Genomic DNA, 16,797 nt, shown 5'->3' with positions numbered 1-16,797 from the left:
GCGATCAGAAGGAACGGGGCAGGCCAAGCACGTGCTCGGCGATATAGGAAAGGATGAGGTTGGTCGAGATGGGGGCGACCTGGTAGAGGCGCGTTTCGCGGAACTTGCGCTCGACGTCGTACTCGTTGGCAAAGCCGAAGCCGCCATGGAACTGCAGGCAGGCGTTGGCCGCTTCCCACGAGGCGTCGGCGGCCAGCAGCTTGGCCATATTGGCCTGGGCGCCGCAGGGCTGGTGCGCATCGAAGCGACGGGCGGCTTCATAGCGCATCAGGCTGGCCGCTTCCACATTGATGTGGGCGCGGGCGATCGGGAACTGCACGCCCTGGTTCTGGCCGATGGGGCGTCCGAACACCACGCGCTCTTTGGCGTAGGCGCTGACCTTGTCGACGAACCAGTAGCCATCACCGATGCACTCGGCAGCGATCAGGGTGCGTTCGGCGTTCAGGCCGTCCAGGATATAGCGGAAGCCCAGGCCTTCCTCGCCGATCAGGTTGGCGGCCGGGATTTCCAGATTGTCGAAGAAAAGTTCGTTGGTTTCGTGGTTGACCATGTTGGCAATGGGGCGCAACTCCATGCCATTCTTGAGCGCCTGGTGGATGTCGACCAGGAAAATCGACATGCCTTCGGATTTGCGCGTCACCAGTTCCAGCGGGGTGGTGCGCGCCAGCAGGATCATCAGGTCGGAATGCTGCACGCGCGAGATCCAGACCTTCTGGCCATTGATCACGTAATGGTCGCCACGCCGCACGGCGGTGGTCTTGATGCGCGTCGTGTCGGTGCCGGTGGTTGGTTCGGTCACGCCCATCGATTGCAGGCGCAGCTCGCCGCTGGCGATGCGCGGCAGGAACTCGCGCTTCTGGGCCTGCGAGCCGTGGCGCAGCAGCGTGCCCATGTTGTACATCTGGCCGTGGCAGGCGCCTGAGTTGCCGCCGCTGCGGTTGATTTCTTCCATGATGACCGACGCCTCGGTCAGCCCCAGGCCCGAGCCGCCGTACTCCTGGGGAATCAGCGCCGCCAGCCAGCCGGCCTTGGTCAGGGCCTCGACGAATTCTTCCGGATAGCCGCGCTCCTCGTCGATGCGACGAAAGTACTCGGAAGGAAATTGGCTGCAGAGATCGCGTACCGCTTCGCGGATGTCTTGATAGTCGTTCTGGGCGTCGGACATGAGGGCTATGATGTTTGTTTTGAATGGTGACAGGCAGGACTTTGCCGCAGCACGGCGGAATTGCCTATTCAACATTGCTTAACACCGGCTTTCCCAAGCCAGAAGCGCGCGAGATATTCCAGGCATGGCAACCCATTTTGACCTGACCGACCTGCAGCTCATGGTGCATGTCGGCGATTGGCACAGCTTGACCCGGGCGGCGGAAAAAGCCCACCTTTCCCTGCCTGCGGCCAGCACCCGGGTGAAGAATCTGGAAGAGCAGTTCGGCACGCAGTTGCTGTGGCGCAATAATCAGGGGGTCACGCTGACGCCGGCCGGCCAGGCGCTGACCCGCCATGCGCGTCTGGTGCTGCAGCAGGTCGAGCAGCTGCGCGGCGGGATGCAGGAGTTCGCCCAGGGCGTGAAGGGGCATGTGCGGGTACTGGCCAATACCACGGCCAGCACCGAATTCATGCCGGCGGTGCTGGCGCACTACCTGGCGCGTTTTCCGGACGTGCATGTCGAGCTGCGCGAGCGCCTGAGCTACCTGATCGTGCGGGCGGTGGCCGAAGGGGCTGCCGATATCGGTGTGGTGGCCGGCTGTGCGCCCGATCCCAAGCTGCAGTTCATCCCGTATCGGCGCGACCGACTGGTGCTGGTTGCACCCAGCCGCCACCGCCTGGCGGCGCGCAAGACGGTGGCCTTTGCCGAGACCCTCAATGATGATTTCGTCGGCTTGTCGGAGTGGAGCGCGATCCATCCTTTTCTCCTGCAGGCCGCTGCGGCGCTGGGGCGCACGTTTCGCTTTCGCATCGAAGTGGGTAATTTCGAAGCGGCTTGCCGCATGGTGGCCAGCGGCGTCGGCCTGGGTGTGGTGCCCGAGTCGGTGGCGTTGCGCCAGGCGCAGAACCAGGATATTGCGGTGGTGCCCCTGACCGATGACTGGAGCGTGCGGCAGCTGCATATATGCGTGCGCGACCTGGCGGCGCTGCCGGCGTTTGCGCAGGCGCTGGTGCAGACCCTGGTGGAAGATGCGGCCGGCGCCTTGGTGGCGCCCCGGATGTAAACAAACTGTTACCAGCGCTCGGGATAATCCTCCGGCATAACCCGCATCTCGCGGGGCGTTTGCCGATGGGGAATCATGACTGGAAATCTGCGGGTCGCTACGGCCCTGACCGCCACGATGGCCGTGTTCGTGTTGCTGTTCGCGCTGGGCGCTGCAGCGGGGCTGGGCGCCTTGAACATCAACCGCGCCCACATCGAGGCGCTGGGGCGCGGCGACATCGAGCGCGCCAATGCCCTGAGCGACACCACGGCGCGTCTGTTTCAGGCGCGCGCTCAACTGACCGACGCCAAGACGCTGATGGAAGGCGGCCTCGAAGAGGGCCGCGACGAAGCGCTGCAGCGCGCCGGCCGCCTGCTGGAGCTGGCAGCTGAGAGCCAGGCGCGGCTGGCGGCCAACCCGGATGAGGCCGGCTCTGGCTATGGGCAGGTGTTGCAGGCCTATGAGGGGCTGGCGTTGCAGGCCCTGGCCCCTCTGGCGGCGGCGATCCAGGGGTGGAACGGCATCCAGGCCAATCAACTGGTCGAACGGGTGCTGCCGGCGGCCACCGATGCCTATGTGGCGGCGGCGGAGGGCTACCAGGCCTACGCCCGCGCCCAGGGGCAGCAGCGGCTGGCGCAGGCCGCCCGGGTGATGGACTTCATGACCTGGGGCGCACTGGCGATGCTGCTGCTGGTGGCCTTGCTGGCGTTGCTGATCCGCCAGGGCTTTCGACGCACGGTGCTGCGGCCTTTGGGCGCTGCCGGACAGCACTTCGGGCGCATTGCCGATGGCGATCTGACGCAGCGCATCGAGGATCGGGGCACGAATGAGATCGGTGTGCTCTATCGCGCCATGGCGCGTATGCAGGGCGGGCTGACCCAGGCGGTGCTCAGTGTGCGCAGCGGCGTCGAGCACATGCATGAAAGCGCCGGGGAGATCGCCAGCGGCGCGGCCGAGATGTCGCGTCGCGCCGAGCGGCAGGCCGCGGCCCTGCAGGAGACGGCCGCCAGCATGCTGCGCCTGGCCGACACCGTGGCGGCGACGGCCACGCACGCCGAAACGGTCAATCAGCGGGTCGGGCAAGGCGCGCAGCTCGCCCGCGCCGGCGGCAAGGCGGTCAAGAATGCGGTATCCGGCATGGCGGCAATCTCGGCCTCGGCCGAACGCATCGGCGAGATCGTCGGCGTGGTGGAAAGCATTGCCTTTCAGACGAACATCCTGGCACTCAACGCGGCGGTAGAGGCGGCCCGGGCAGGTGCGCAGGGCAAGGGTTTTGCCGTGGTGGCGGCCGAGGTGCGGTCGCTGGCGCAACGCAGTGCGCAGGCGGCCCAGGAAATCAAGACCCTGATCGACACTTCGCGTGAGCGTGTGGCCGCCGGGGCGCGCCATGTGGCGCAGGCCGGCGAGATGATGGAGGGCATCGTGCAGGCCGTCGAGGGCGTCACGGGGGAGGTGCGCGAGATTTCCCTGGCTTGCGCCCAACAGGCTGCCGACATCGCCGCCGTGAATGCTGCGGTGGCGCAGGTCGATCACGACACGCAGGAAAATGCCGCCATGGCCGAGCAGACCGCCGCCGCTGCCCAGACGCTGGAAGCGCAGGGGCAGGCCCTGCGCGAGGCGGTGGCGGTATTCAGATTGCAGGCGCCGGCGGCGCCGAAGCGCTCAGAGCCGGTGCAGGTAGGGCTCGACCACCATCGCGAGGTTGCGTTGCTTGACCTGGCGCTTGACATGGGCGGCCGCTGAGGCGATGTCTTCGGGCAGCACGCGCGGGCTGCCTTCGGTGGCCAGCGCCGCAGGCTGCACCCGCAGCACGCCGATGCCCAGCGTCACGAAAGGAAAGAAGCGCAGGCTGCCATATCGGTCTTCGGCATGGATGCCGCCTTCCTGGCGGGCCTGCTGGTCATACAGGCCGATGGCGCGGGTATTGAACTCGGCCACGCTGGCCGACAGGCGCGCCTGCCAGTCGGCGCTGCGCAGGGCGATCACGAAATCGTCGCCGCCGACATGGCCGACGAAATCCCGCTGCGGGTCGCAATGACGCCGTATCGCTTCGGCGCACAGCAGAATCATGTCGTCACCGCGCCAATACCCGTAGACATCATTGAAAGGCTTGAAGCTGTTCAGGTCGGCATAGCCGATGATGAATTCTTCGGGTTGATCCAGCAATTGTGCAATGCGCTTGCTGATGGGGATGTTGCCGGGCAGGGAGGTCAGCGGGTTGGCGTAGCGGGCCGCTTCCAGGCGGATCTCGGTAACCGAGCGCACCAGCGCCTCGCCGGTGCCCAGCCCGTCATAGCGACCGTTGCGCGTGATGATGAAGCCGTCGGCCAGGTAGCGCTGGTCTTCCGAGGTCAGTACGTGGCTGAGCTGGTCGATGCAGGTGCCGATATCCACCAGCACCGGCGCCGGGTTCATGAAGGTGTCGCAACGATTGCGGCCGAACAGGTCGCGGGTGTAGGGGCGGGCGTAATGCTCCAGGAAATCGCGCCGGTTGATGATGCCCACGGGGTGATCCCGGGCGTCGAGCACGGCCAGGGCATGCAACAGGCGCTGCTCCTGAAAGAGCCGGTGCACATCGTCGTTGCTGTGGCGCTCGATGTAGACGGCCGGCGCCTGCACGCGCAGATGCAGCGCCGTGCGGCCGCTGCCGCCGGATTGCGCCGACAGGCTGGTCGAAGGCAGGCTGGCCGCCAGGGTGGCGGGCAGGCCGCTTGCCGGCGCAGCCTGCGGATGGCCCAGGTGCCAGCCCTGGGCATAGCGGATACCCAGGTCGGCGGCAGTCTGCAGGTCCTCCTGGGTTTCGATGCCTTCGGCGACCACGACGGCCTTCAGCTGGTGGGCCACGGCCAGCAGCGCGCGCAGCAAGGCAAGGCGGTTTTCGTCACGGCTGATGTCGCGAAAGAAATAGCGATCGATCTTGACCAGATCGGGACGCAGTTCCAGCCACAGGTGCAGACTGGCGTGGCCGACTCCATAGTCGTCCAGGGCGAGCTTCATGCCGCGCTGGCGCAGGGCCTGCAGGGCTTGCCGCAGCTCGTCCAAGTCTTCGCAGCGCGGGTCGTGGTCGGTCAGCTCGATCACGATGCGTTCGGGCGGCATGCCGGTGCCGGCCAGCAGCCGGCTTGCCAGCTCTGTGCCGTGGCGCTGCCAGTAGGCGAGGATGGCGGCGCCGGACAGGTTCAGGAACAGACGCCCCTGACCCTGCTGGCGGGCGTAGCCGCTGGCTCCGGCCCGAAAGCACTCCCATTCCAGCTCGTTGCGCAGGCCAAGGCGGGTGGCCTCGGCGAACAAGGCATCGGGCAGGTGCAACGGACTGTCCTCGGGGCCACGGATCAGGCTTTCGTGCCCGTGCAGGCGCGCCTGCCCCAGATCGACAACAGGTTGGTAGCGGGGCTGCAGGTGGCGGCGTTGCAGCAGTCGCGGCAAAGTGGCGGCCGGGGAGGGGGCATCAAGCAAGGGCGTCATGCGTCGGGCGAAAGGAGCCGCCTGGGCGGCGGGATGCTCCATCATGAACGGGGTTTATGTCCGAAATGTTGCGATTTGTCATGTTTATTGACACCTGGGGACACTCGCGCGGGCAGATACAATGCCGGCATGTCTGCTGCCATTCCTTCTTCTTTGCGCCGCGTCGTGCTGGCGTCCAACAACCCCGGCAAATTGCGCGAATTCGCGGCTTTGTTTGCGCCCTTGGGCATCGAGTTGCTGCCGCAGGGCGAGCTGGGTGTCTCCGAGGCCGATGAGCCTCATGTGACCTTTGTCGAAAACGCCCTGGCCAAGGCGCGCCACGCCAGCCGCGTGACCGGTCTGCCGGCGCTGGCCGACGATTCCGGTCTGTGCGTGCGCGCCCTGGCCGGTGCGCCGGGCGTCTATTCGGCGCGCTACGCGCAGCGCGAAACGGGCGCGGCCAAGGGCGACGCCCAGAACAATGCGTTGTTGCTGGAGCGACTGCACGGCCAGGCCGACCGGCGTGCCTGGTACGTGGCTGTGCTGGCGCTGCTGCGGCACGCGGACGATCCCTGTCCGCTGCTGGGCGAAGGTCATTGGCACGGCGAGATCGCACACGCTGCCGCTGGCGAGCATGGTTTCGGCTATGACCCTTACTTTTATCTGCCCGACCTGGGCCGGACCGCCGCCGAACTGGCGCCCGAAGAAAAGAATGCCGTCAGCCACCGCGCGCGGGCGCTGCGTGAGCTGATGGCCAAGTTGCAAGCGCTCTAGCATCGTCCAGCATGGCCCTCATCATTCCCATTCAGCCCGCCGGCGCTGCGCCGGCCAAGCATCCGGTACGCGTGCCGGCAGGCGCCACGCTGACCAGCCTGCCGCCGTTGTCGGTCTATGTGCATGTGCCCTGGTGCGTGCGCAAATGCCCTTATTGCGACTTCAATTCGCATGCCTCGCCCCAGCAAGGCATCCCCGAGCGCGCCTACCTGGACGCGCTGCGCGCCGATCTGGAGCAATCGGTGCCGCTGATCTGGGGGCGCCAGGTGATTTCGGTGTTCATCGGCGGCGGCACGCCCAGCCTGCTGTCGGCTGCGGGGCTGGACGAGTTGCTGGCGATGCTGCGGGCCTGCCTGAATCTGTTGCCCGATGCGGAAATCACCATGGAGGCCAACCCGGGCACGGCCGAGGCCGGTCGTTTCCGCGATTACGCGGCCAGTGGCGTGAACCGGCTGTCGCTGGGCATCCAGAGCTTTGACGATGCGCAGTTGAAAAAACTGGGCCGCATTCATGACGCCGCCCAGGCCCGGGCTGCGATCGAGATGGCGCAGGCCGCCGTCGGGCGGGTCAACCTGGATCTGATGTTCGCCTTGCCCGGGCAGGATCTGGCCGCTTGCCTGGCCGACGTGAACCAGGCGTTGGCCTTCGGCACCGAGCATCTGTCGATGTATCACCTGACGCTTGAGCCGAATACCGTCTTCGCCAAGTATCCGCCCGAACTGCCTGACGATGACAGCAGCGCGCAGATGCAGGATGCGGTCGAAGACGCGCTGGCGCAGGCAGGTCTGCAGCGCTATGAGGTGTCCGCTTATGCGCGTCCGGGTGCACGCAGCCGGCACAACGCCAATTATTGGGAGTTCGGCGACTATCTTGGGTTGGGCCCCGGGGCGCATGGCAAGCTGTCGTTTCACGATCGCATCCTGCGCCAGGCGCGGCACCGCAATCCCGAGTCCTGGATGACGCGCGCCATGGCCGGCGATGGCAGCCACGTCGCCGAGTCCGTCGAAGTGCAGCCCGATGCGCTGCCTTTCGAATTCATGCTCAATGCGCTGCGCCTGAAGGACGGGGTGGCGGCCACGCTGTTTGCCGAACGTACGGGGCTGTCGCTGGCCGCGATTGCGCACCAGCTTGAGGCGGCCACCGCGCGCGGCCTGCTGGACCCCGATCCCACCCGCCTGCGGGCCACGCCGCTGGGCTGGCGCTTTCTCAATGACCTGCAGGAAATCTTTCTGTAATCGTTTGGCACCAAGATGGGGCGTCGCGGCCTCGCGATCTGCACCATTTTGGTGCTAAATTGAAGCCATTCGGCGTTGCGTGGCGGGAAAACCCCTAGCCTTACCCGGGCGCGGGCGTTGGCACGCTTATTGCTTAGGTGCTGATGCTGCCGGTCGGGCGTGGTGCCCGTGACGCTATTACTCAATGGAGATGACATGGCAAGCCCCCAAGACGTTCTGAAAATGATTGCGGACAACGACGTCAAGTTCGTGGACTTCCGCTTCACCGACACCCTCGGGCGCGAGCATCACGTCTCCGCGCCGGCCCATACGGTCGATGAAGACAAGCTGGAAAGCGGCCAGGCCTTCGACGGCTCGTCGATCCCCGGCTGGAAGGGTATTGAGGCGTCCGACATGCTGCTGATCCCGGATGCCTCGACGGCCAACCTGGATCCCTTTCGCGAAGAGCCCACGCTGATCCTGACCTGCGACGTGGTCGAACCCACGGACCTGAAGGGCTATGACCGCGACCCGCGTTCGCTGGCCAAGCGCGCCGAGGCTTACCTGAAGTCCTCTGGCCTGGGCGATACCGCCTACTTCGGTCCGGAGCCCGAGTTCTTCGTGTTCGACGGCGTGACCTGGAATACCGACATGTCGGGCACCTTCGTGAAGATCAAGGCCGAGCAGGCCCCCTGGTCCACGGGTCACGATTTCGAGGGCGGCAACATGGGTCATCGCCCGGCCGTCAAGGGCGGCTATTTCCCGGTCCCGCCGGTCGATGCCTTTCAGGATCTGCGTTCGGAAATGTGCCTGCTGCTCGAGCAGATGGGCGTGCCGGTCGAAGTGCACCACCATGAAGTCGCCGCCGCCGGCCAGCTGGAGATCGGCACCCGCTTCAGCACGCTGGTCAACCGCGCCGACTGGAGCCAGATCATGAAGTACGTGATCCACAACGTGGCTCACGCCTATGGCAAGACGGCTACGTTCATGCCCAAGCCCGTGGTCGGCGACAACGGCTCGGGCATGCACGTGCACCAGTCGATCTGGAAAGATGGCCAGAACCTGTTCGCCGGCAACGGCTACGCCGGCCTGTCCGAGTTCGCCCTGTATTACATCGGCGGCATCATCAAGCACGCCCGCGCCCTGAACGCGATCACCAACCCGGGTACCAACTCGTACAAGCGTCTCGTGCCGCACTACGAAGCGCCTGTGAAACTGGCGTATTCGGCGCGCAACCGCTCGGCTTCGATCCGTATTCCTTACGTTGGCAATCCCAAGGCCCGTCGCGTGGAAGCGCGCTTCCCGGATCCCCTGGCCAACCCCTATCTGGCCTTCTCGGCCCTGATGATGGCCGGCCTGGACGGCGTGCAGAACAAGATCCACCCGGGCGATCCGGCCGACAAGAACCTGTACGACCTGCCGCCGGAAGAGGATGCAAAGATCCCGACCGTCTGCGCCTCGCTCGAAGAGGCCCTGGCTGCGCTGGACAAGGACCGCGAGTTCCTGACCCGTGGCGGCGTGTTCAGCAACGACATGCTGGACGCCTATATCGATCTGAAGATGGGCGAAGTCACGCGCCTGCGCATGACGACCCACCCGGTCGAGTTCGATATGTACTACAGCCTGTAAGCCCGCAAGCCCGGCCCGCCGCGGGCACCACCTTGGTGCAGGCGGCGGCCGCCTGCGGCGCTCCATGCCGGAGCGCCGACCAGACTGCGAGCCCATGATGAATGTCGACGTCTTTGACCTGCTGGCCACGTCCGTCTTTCTGCTGGATGCGCGCGGTCACATCGAGCATGCCAATGCGGCGGCCGAGGATCTCTTCGGGCGTTCCCGCAAGCAGCTGCGCGGGCTGGCCGCTCCCGTGCTGTTCGAGCATCCCGAAACCCTGCAGGATTCGATCGACGCGGCGGTTGCCGGCCGTTTCGCCGACCGGCGTCAGCTCTCGGCCATCCGGCGTGCAGGCGATCCGCTGGAGGTCACGGTCACTACGGTGGCCTGCAACGGGCAGCCCTGGCCGGTGCTGATCGAAACCCGCGAGATCGAACAGCGCGTGCTGGCCGATCGCAATCATCGTCTGGTCGAAGAGATCGAGTCGCATCGTCAGCTGTTGCGCAACCTGGCCCACGAAGTCAAGAATCCCCTGGGCGGCTTGCGCGGGGCCGCGCAATTGCTGGAGGCCGAACTTCCCACCCCGGCGCTCACCGAGTACACCCAGGTGATCATTTCCGAAGCCGACCGACTGCAGGCGCTGGTGGACCGACTGGGCGGGGCGCAGCGCGTGCCCCTGCGTACGCATGCCGTCAATATCCACGAAATCTGCGAGCGCGTGTGCGCCCTGATCCGTGCCGAGTTTCGCCATGCCGTGGAACTGGTGCGCGACTATGACGCATCGGTGCCCGAGTTGATGGCGGACGCGGCGCGCCTGATGCAGGCGGTGCTCAACGTGGCGCGCAATGCTGCACAGGAATTGGTGCACGCCGGCGCGACCGTGACTGCGCCGCGCATCATCCTGCGCACCCGAGTGGCGCGCCAGCTCATGCTGGGCGCGCGCTATCACCGGCTGGCGCTCGTGCTTTCGGTGATCGACAACGGCCCGGGCGTGCCCGAGGACATCCGCGAACGCATCTTCCACCCCCTGGTGACCGCGCGTGCCGGCGGCACCGGCCTGGGCCTGAGCCTGGCCCAGGATCTGGTTCAGCAACATGGCGGCATCATCGAGTTCGAGTCCCGGCCCGGGCACACCGAGTTCCGCCTGGTATTTCCGATGGAGCCGCTCTGATGGAGTCCGTATGGATCGTTGATGACGATCAGGCCATCCGCTGGGTACTCGAGAAAGCCCTGGCGCGCGCCGGCGTCACGACCCGCAGCTTCTCCAACGCGGCCGACGTGCTGGACGCGCTGTCGGAAGGCGCCCCGGCGGCGCTGGTTTCCGATATCCGGATGCCGGGCGGCGATGGCCTGGCGCTGCTGCGCCGCATCAAGACCACCCATGCCAGCCTGCCTGTGATCGTGATGACCGCCTACGCGGACCTGGACAGCACGGTCAGCGCTTTCCAGGATGGGGCTTTCGACTACCTGGCCAAGCCTTTCGATGTGAACGAGGCGGTAGCCCTGATCGAGCGCGCGCTGCGCGAATCCGAGCCGCCGGTCGAGGTCGCCGCCGCCGATGGGGCTGTGCAACCGTGGATGATGACGCAATCGTCTTCCACGGCCATGCAGGAAGTGTTCCGTGCCATCGGGCGTCTGGCGCAATCCAAGGTCACCGTGCTGATCACCGGCGAGTCCGGCACGGGCAAGGAACTCGTGGCGCGCGCGCTCCATGCGCACGGCGCGCGCGCCAGCGGGCCCTTCGTGGCGCTCAATGCGGCCGCGATCCCGCGTGATTTGCTGGAGGCTGAGCTGTTCGGCCACGAGCGTGGCGCCTTCACCGGCGCCAACACGCTGCGCCGCGGGCGTTTCGAGGAGGCGCACGGCGGCACGCTGTTCCTGGACGAGATCGGCGATATGCCGATCGAGTTGCAGACACGCCTGTTGCGCGTGCTGGCCGAGGGTGGCTTCTATCGGGTGGGCGGGTCGCAGTTGCTGCGTGTGGATGTGCGCATCGTGGCGGCCACCCACCAGCCGCTGGAGCAGCGGGTCGAGCAAGGGCTTTTCCGCGAAGACCTGTTCCATCGCCTGAACGTGATCCGCCTGCGTCTGCCGCCGTTGCGCGAGCGGACCGAGGATATTGCCGGACTGGCGCGTCATTTCCTGGCCTTGAGCGCGCGCACGCTGGGCGTGCCCGCCAAGCGGCTGACCAAGGATGCCATGGAGGCGCTGGCGCGCTTTGATTTTCCGGGCAACGTGCGCCAACTGGAAAATTTCTGTCACTGGATGACGGTCATGTCGGCCGGGCAGGTCATCGACCGCGACGATCTGCCTCCCGAGTTGCGTCAGTCCGTGGCACAGGTCGCCGCGCCCGGGCAGGGCGGCGACTGGCAGCGCGCCTTGCAACGCGAAGCGCAGCAACGCCTGGCCGCGGGCGAGCCAGCCTTGATGGCCAGCCTGACCCGTCAGTTTGAGACCATTTTGCTGGAAAGCGCCTTGCAGGCCACGCGCGGGCGGCGGGTCGAGGCTGCCGCCCGATTGGGCATCGGACGCAATACCATTACCCGCAAACTGCGTGAGCTCGGGCTCTCCGACGAACCAGAAAGCGAGCCATCCTAGGGAAACTACCCTGGTCCCGCGTGCCCAAGTCCGGGTATCATCCCGCCGCCTACTGGGCGGGGCGATGGTGACATCGGCGCGCCGCCCGCATCGCGCGCAGTGGCTGCCGCTGCTGCAGCGGCAAGCGTGATCCCTGGTTGAAAGCCTCCCGATTCTGCCCAAGCGGCAAGACAGGCCTGCGTTTGGGGCCTTTTCTTGCGTCACGCTGGCCAGAAGGGTTTCTGTCTGAAACAAAAGGCGTATGCTCTCAAACCTTGACGCTTGAAGTCGGGGCCCGCGCAGCAGGTTCGCCCTGTCAGGGGCAAATTGCGCGGCTTCGATGATCCAAATTCCGAGACCGACTATAAGGTGCTAACAACCATGCAATCCAAGACCAAGACGCTTCTGGCTGCCCTGATCGCGGCCGGCATCATTCCGGCGGCCAGCGCGGCCGACATCAAGCTGGGCGTGGCTGAGGCCCTGTCCGGCGGCGCTGCACAGTACGGTGCCTCCATCCGCAACGGCTTCGAGCTGGCTGCCGCCGAGATCAATGGCGAGGGCGGCATCAACGGCGACAAGATCGTGCTGGTGGTCGAGGACGAGCAGGGCAAGAAAGAAGAAGCCATCAACGTCTTCAAGAAGCTGATCTTCAAGGACAACGTGCTGCTGGTGTTCGGCCCCACGTTGTCGAACTCCGCCCAGGCTGCCGACCCGATCGCCCAGGCCTCCAAGGTCGTCGTTTTCGGCACCTCGAACACCGCCGATGGCATCACCACCATCGGCAATTATGTGTTCCGCAACTCGGTCACCGAGGCCGACGTGCTGCCGGCCACCATCTCCACCGTCAAGGAGAAGACCGGCCTGAAGAACGTGGCCGTGCTCTATGGCAATGACGACGTCTTCACCAAGAGCGGCTACGACAACTTCAAGAAGGCGCTGGAAGACCAGAAGATCCCCGTCACCACGACGGAAACCTTCGCCAAGGGCGACGTGGACTTCAAGGCCCAGCTCACCAAGATCAAGGGCACCAACCCCGACGCCATCGTGCTGTCGGCGCTGCTGGCCGAAGGCGCGCCCATCATGGTGCAGGCCCGCCAGCTTGGCCTGAACGTGCCGGTCATCGGCGGCAACGGCATGAACTCGGTCAAGATTTTTGATCTGGCTCCGGGCGGCGCTTCCAACAACCTGTGGATCGGTAGCCCCTGGTCGATCGAAAACCAGACCCCGCAGAACACCAAGTTCATCGACGCCTACAAGGCCAAGTTCGGCAACGCGCCCGACCAGTTCGCCGCCCAGTCGTACGACGCCCTGTACATCGTGGCCCAGGCCCTGAAGAACACCAAGTTCAGCGGCAACATCGCCAAGGACCGTGCGGCGCTGCGCGATGCCCTGCCCGGCGTGGAGTGGACCGGTGCGACCGGCCCCTTCAAGTTCCGCCAGGTCAATGACCGTGCCGGCAAGCCGGCCGGCTACGACGCCGATCAGGCGCCCATCGTGAGCGTGACCCGTGATGGCAAGTACGTCATCGAGAACTAAGCAGTAACGGGTCCCCTCGACCGAGGGATACGCCTTGCGGACGGCCAGGACGCCGTCCGCAAGGCGCTTTTGATTTGGAACGTCCCCAATGTTGGAACAACAATTCGTCAATGCCTTATCGCTTGGCGCGGTCTACGCGCTTTTTGCGTTGGGCTTCACGCTGGTTTTCGGCGTGCTCGGAGTCATCAACCTCGCGCATGGCGCGGTGTTCATGGTGGGCGCCTATGCGGCGCTGACCGTGGTCGAGCAGCTCTCGCTGCCGCTGTGGGCGGCGCTGGCGGTGGCTTTCATGGTGGCCGGCCTGACCGGCGTGCTGATTGATTACCTGGTGCTCAAGCCGCTGCGCAAGCGCAACGCACCGCACCTGATCCCCATGATCGCCACCATCGGCGTGGGCATCATCCTGAACAACACCGTTCAGGGCATCTTTGGCGCCAGCAATCTGCGCTTCCCGCACGGCACCGTGCCCGAGGAAGTGATCGAGATCGGCGGCATGCACCTGACCGTGATCGAGCTGGGCATCATTTTCCTGTCCTTTGCGCTGATGGCGGTGCTGATGTTCGTGATGCGCCGCACCCAGTTCGGTCGCGCGCTGCGCGCCATCGCCGAGTCGCCCAAGGCGGCCTGGCTGCTGGGCATCAACGTCGAGCGCCTGTTCATCACCACGTCGTTCGCTGCCGCTGCGCTGGGCGGCGTGGCGGGCGTGCTCATCGGCCTTTATTCCAATGCGCTCTTCCCGCTGATGGGCCAGCCCATGCTGCACAAGGGCATCGCGGTCATCATCCTGGGAGGCATGGGCGACATCCGTGGCGCCATGCTGGGCGGCCTGTTCCTGGGTTTCGCCGAGGTGCTGTCGGTGGCCTATATCGGCTCGACGATGCGGGATGCCGTGGCTTTCGGTCTGCTGTTCCTGATCCTGCTGGTGCGTCCGCAGGGCCTGTTCGGCAAAGTGGTTCAACGAAAGGCATAAGTGATGAGCGGATTCGAAAATTTCTGGGCCATTTATGGCAATCTGGTGCTCACGCTGGGCACCAACGCTTTGCTGGCGCTGTCGATCTGGCTGACGCTGGCCTGCGGCATGCTGGCCATGGCGAATGCCGCCTTCATGGGCATCGGCGCCTACGCGGCGGCGCTGCTCACCATGAACTACGAAGCTTCCTTTCCGCTGGCGCTGGCCGGCGGCATGGTGGCCCCGGCGATCGTGGCGGCGCTTATCGGGCTGCCAACCTTACGGCTGTCCGGGGTCTATCTGGCCATGGCCACACTGGGCTTTGGCGAGGTGGTGCGGGTGGTGGTGCTCAATACCGACTCCATCACCGGGGGGGCGCTGGGGCTTAACGGCATTCCGCAAATGACCGAGTGGTGGCACGTGCTGCTGGCGGTGGTGGTGGTGCTGTTCATTCTGTGGCGCATGCGCAAGTCCAAGGTGGGTCGCGCCTTTGACGCCATCCGTGGCGACGAGACCGCCGCCGGCCTGATGGGCATCGACGTGCGTTCCAACAAGATGCTCGCCTTCGTGGCCGGCGCGATGATTGCCGGCCTGGCCGGCGCGCTCAATGCCCACCTGACCTTTTTCATCGGGCCGAGCGAATATGGCTTTGACCGTGGCGTCGAGATCCTGACCATGGCCATCCTGGGCGGCATCGGCGGGCTGGCCGGTCCGGTGCTGGGCAGTGTCATCATCACCACGCTGCCCGAGCTGCTGCGCGGTTTTGCGGATTTCCGCCTGGTGGTCAACGGGGTGATCCTGGTGGTCATCGTGCTGTTCCTGCCGCAAGGCATCTGGGATCCGGCCCGCTTCAAGCGCTGGATGCGTCAGGGAGGCAAGCGCCATGCTTGAGTTGTCTCATATCTCCAAGAGCTTTGGCGGTCTGCACGTGCTGCATGACGTCAGTTTGTCGGTCCCCGAGGGCAGCATCTATGGCCTGATCGGGCCCAATGGCGCCGGCAAGACCACGGTGTTCAACCTGATCACCGGCCTGCTGCCGCCCAGCGGCGGTACGATCACCTTCAATGGCCAGAGCGTGCTGCGCCGTGCGCCGCACAACATTACCCGCATGGGAATTGCGCGCACCTTCCAGAACATCCGTCTGTTCAAGGAAATGACGCTGCTCGAAAACGTGGTGGTGGGTGCCTACCGGCACATGAACTACGGTTTCGCCAGTCTGTTGCTGGGTCTGCCGGGTTTTCGCGAGCATGAGCAGCGGGCCCGGGAACGCGCCCACGAACTGCTGAGCTGGATGCGGCTGGATCACAAGGCCAATGACCTGGCCGATAACCTGTCGTACGGCGAGCAGCGCCGTCTGGAGCTGGCGCGTGCGCTGGCCACCGAGCCCAAGCTGCTCCTGCTGGACGAACCGGTGGCCGGCATGAATACCGGCGAGCGCGCCGAACTGATGAACGAGATCTTCGCCATCCGCGACCGCGGCTACACCATTCTCATGATCGAGCACGATATGCGCTTCGTCATGGGGCTGTGCGAAGAGATCGCGGTGCTGAACTTCGGCAAGATCATCGCGCGCGGCGGCCCCGACGCCATTCGCAACAACGAACAGGTCATCGAGGCTTATCTGGGCCGCGAAGACGATGAGGACGAAGACACCGAAGCGGCGCCCGGGCGCGCCGCGCGCGCGGAGGAAGCACAATGAGCGCCATGCTGGAAGTCCGCGGGCTGGAAGTCAACTACGGTCACATCGAGGCGGTACGCGGCATCGACCTGGACCTGAACCAGGGTGAAATCACCGCCTTGGTGGGCGCCAACGGCGCCGGCAAGTCCACCACTTTGCTGGCGCTCTCTGGGCTGCTGCCCAAGGCGCGCGGCCGCGTCACGTTCGAGGGCGAGGACATCACCCAACTGCCGCCGCATCAGCTGGTGGCGCGTGGCATCGTGCAGGTGCCGGAAGGGCGCGCGATTCTCACCACCATGACGGTGCTCGAGAATCTTGAGCTGGGCGCCTACCGGCGCGGGCTGAAGCACATTGCTTCTGACCTGGAGTACGTCTTCAACCTGTTTCCCCGGCTCAAGGAACGCATCAACGGCATGGCCGGCAACCTTTCCGGCGGCGAGCAGCAGATGCTGGCTATCGGGCGGGCGCTGATGGCCAAGCCGCGCGTGCTGCTGCTTGATGAGCCCTCGATGGGGTTGGCCCCGATCGTGGTGCAGGAGATTTTCCGCTCGCTGCGCGCCATCAACGCCGACGGCTTGACGCTCTTTCTGGTAGAGCAGAACGTGCGCCAGGCGCTCAAGATTGCGCAGTACGGCTACGTGCTCGAGAATGGCGCGATGGCTTTACAAGGCACCGGCCGCGAGCTGCTGGGTCATCCGCGCGTGCTCGAGGCGTATCTGGGCGCCTGAGCCTGGCGGGTCCTGCCGGCATGCACGGAGCGCGAGCCCCCTCCTGTCACAGACGGGAGGGGGCTCGCGGCTTTCGGGCTCTGGCTGGGGGGTGCCG

The 16,797-nt window shown here is 65.6% G+C and carries 14 protein-coding genes; 12 read left to right on the top strand and 2 right to left on the bottom strand.

The window, feature by feature from the left end:
- Positions 1 to 4: 4 nt before the first annotated feature.
- Positions 5 to 1,165, bottom strand: coding sequence for an acyl-CoA dehydrogenase family protein (locus tag A7V84_RS01975; protein ID WP_025516347.1), 1,161 nt, complete (start codon positions 1,163 to 1,165; stop codon positions 5 to 7).
- 124 nt (positions 1,166 to 1,289) lie between these two features.
- Here A7V84_RS01975 and A7V84_RS01970 point away from each other — a divergent pair, with 124 nt between their 5' ends.
- Both A7V84_RS01970 and A7V84_RS01965 read left to right on the top strand, forming a co-directional pair.
- Entirely contained in the window at positions 1,290 to 2,210 is a 921-nt protein-coding gene (locus A7V84_RS01970; RefSeq protein WP_025516346.1) for a LysR family transcriptional regulator, read from the top strand.
- Positions 2,211 to 2,285: 75 nt separating this feature from the next.
- On the top strand, positions 2,286 to 3,932 hold the full coding sequence (locus A7V84_RS01965) for a methyl-accepting chemotaxis protein (RefSeq protein WP_063492240.1): 1,647 nt from the start codon (positions 2,286 to 2,288) through the stop codon (positions 3,930 to 3,932).
- On the opposite strand, the gene A7V84_RS01960 is transcribed toward A7V84_RS01965, so the two are convergent.
- Positions 3,852 to 5,654: an EAL domain-containing protein gene (locus A7V84_RS01960; RefSeq protein WP_025516343.1), complete on the bottom strand. Its 1,803-nt coding sequence runs from the start codon at positions 5,652 to 5,654 to the stop codon at positions 3,852 to 3,854. The two genes, A7V84_RS01965 and A7V84_RS01960, sit on opposite strands and share 81 nt — an antisense overlap.
- Before the next feature lie 129 nt (positions 5,655 to 5,783).
- Between A7V84_RS01960 and rdgB the strand changes: the two genes are divergently transcribed.
- From rdgB to A7V84_RS01910, 10 genes are all read left to right on the top strand, one after another.
- On the top strand, positions 5,784 to 6,407 hold the full coding sequence (rdgB, locus tag A7V84_RS01955) for an RdgB/HAM1 family non-canonical purine NTP pyrophosphatase (protein WP_025516341.1): 624 nt from the start codon (positions 5,784 to 5,786) through the stop codon (positions 6,405 to 6,407).
- A gap of 11 nt (positions 6,408 to 6,418) precedes the next feature.
- On the top strand, positions 6,419 to 7,642 hold the full coding sequence (hemW, locus tag A7V84_RS01950) for a radical SAM family heme chaperone HemW (RefSeq protein WP_063492241.1): 1,224 nt from the start codon (positions 6,419 to 6,421) through the stop codon (positions 7,640 to 7,642).
- Positions 7,643 to 7,837: 195 nt separating this feature from the next.
- A complete protein-coding gene (gene glnA / locus A7V84_RS01945) occupies positions 7,838 to 9,250 on the top strand; it encodes a type I glutamate--ammonia ligase (RefSeq protein ID WP_025516338.1) in 1,413 nt (470 codons plus the stop codon).
- Positions 9,251 to 9,347: 97 nt separating this feature from the next.
- Positions 9,348 to 10,403 (top strand): nitrogen regulation protein NR(II), encoded by a 1,056-nt coding sequence (gene glnL, locus A7V84_RS01940; protein WP_025516337.1) that lies wholly within the window; start codon positions 9,348 to 9,350, stop codon positions 10,401 to 10,403.
- Entirely contained in the window at positions 10,403 to 11,830 is a 1,428-nt protein-coding gene (gene ntrC / locus A7V84_RS01935; RefSeq protein ID WP_063492242.1) for a nitrogen regulation protein NR(I), read from the top strand. Before glnL ends, ntrC begins: the two co-directional genes overlap by 1 nt.
- A gap of 360 nt (positions 11,831 to 12,190) precedes the next feature.
- Positions 12,191 to 13,345: an ABC transporter substrate-binding protein gene (locus A7V84_RS01930; protein ID WP_025516333.1), complete on the top strand. Its 1,155-nt coding sequence runs from the start codon at positions 12,191 to 12,193 to the stop codon at positions 13,343 to 13,345.
- Between the two features lie 88 nt (positions 13,346 to 13,433).
- Positions 13,434 to 14,315 carry a branched-chain amino acid ABC transporter permease gene (locus A7V84_RS01925; protein ID WP_033534684.1) on the top strand — a complete coding sequence of 294 codons (882 nt, stop codon included), beginning with the start codon at positions 13,434 to 13,436 and terminating at the stop codon, positions 14,313 to 14,315.
- 3 nt (positions 14,316 to 14,318) lie between these two features.
- Positions 14,319 to 15,185 carry a branched-chain amino acid ABC transporter permease gene (locus tag A7V84_RS01920; RefSeq protein ID WP_025516329.1) on the top strand — a complete coding sequence of 289 codons (867 nt, stop codon included), beginning with the start codon at positions 14,319 to 14,321 and terminating at the stop codon, positions 15,183 to 15,185.
- A complete protein-coding gene (locus tag A7V84_RS01915; protein ID WP_025516328.1) occupies positions 15,178 to 15,993 on the top strand; it encodes an ABC transporter ATP-binding protein in 816 nt (271 codons plus the stop codon). Before A7V84_RS01920 ends, A7V84_RS01915 begins: the two co-directional genes overlap by 8 nt.
- The gene (locus tag A7V84_RS01910; protein ID WP_025516326.1) at positions 15,990 to 16,700 is read left to right on the top strand and encodes an ABC transporter ATP-binding protein; all 711 of its coding nucleotides are present in this window, start codon (positions 15,990 to 15,992) and stop codon (positions 16,698 to 16,700) included. The genes A7V84_RS01915 and A7V84_RS01910 overlap by 4 nt, the downstream gene beginning before the upstream one ends.
- The last annotated feature ends 97 nt before the right edge of the window (positions 16,701 to 16,797 follow it).

It is taken from the genome of Bordetella trematum (genome assembly GCF_900078335.1).
In the GTDB taxonomy this organism is placed as follows: Bacteria; Pseudomonadota; Gammaproteobacteria; order Burkholderiales; family Burkholderiaceae_B; genus Bordetella; species Bordetella trematum.
The sequence above is the reverse complement of the archived record's forward strand: the minus strand, read 5'-3'. Positions and strand labels throughout refer to the sequence as shown.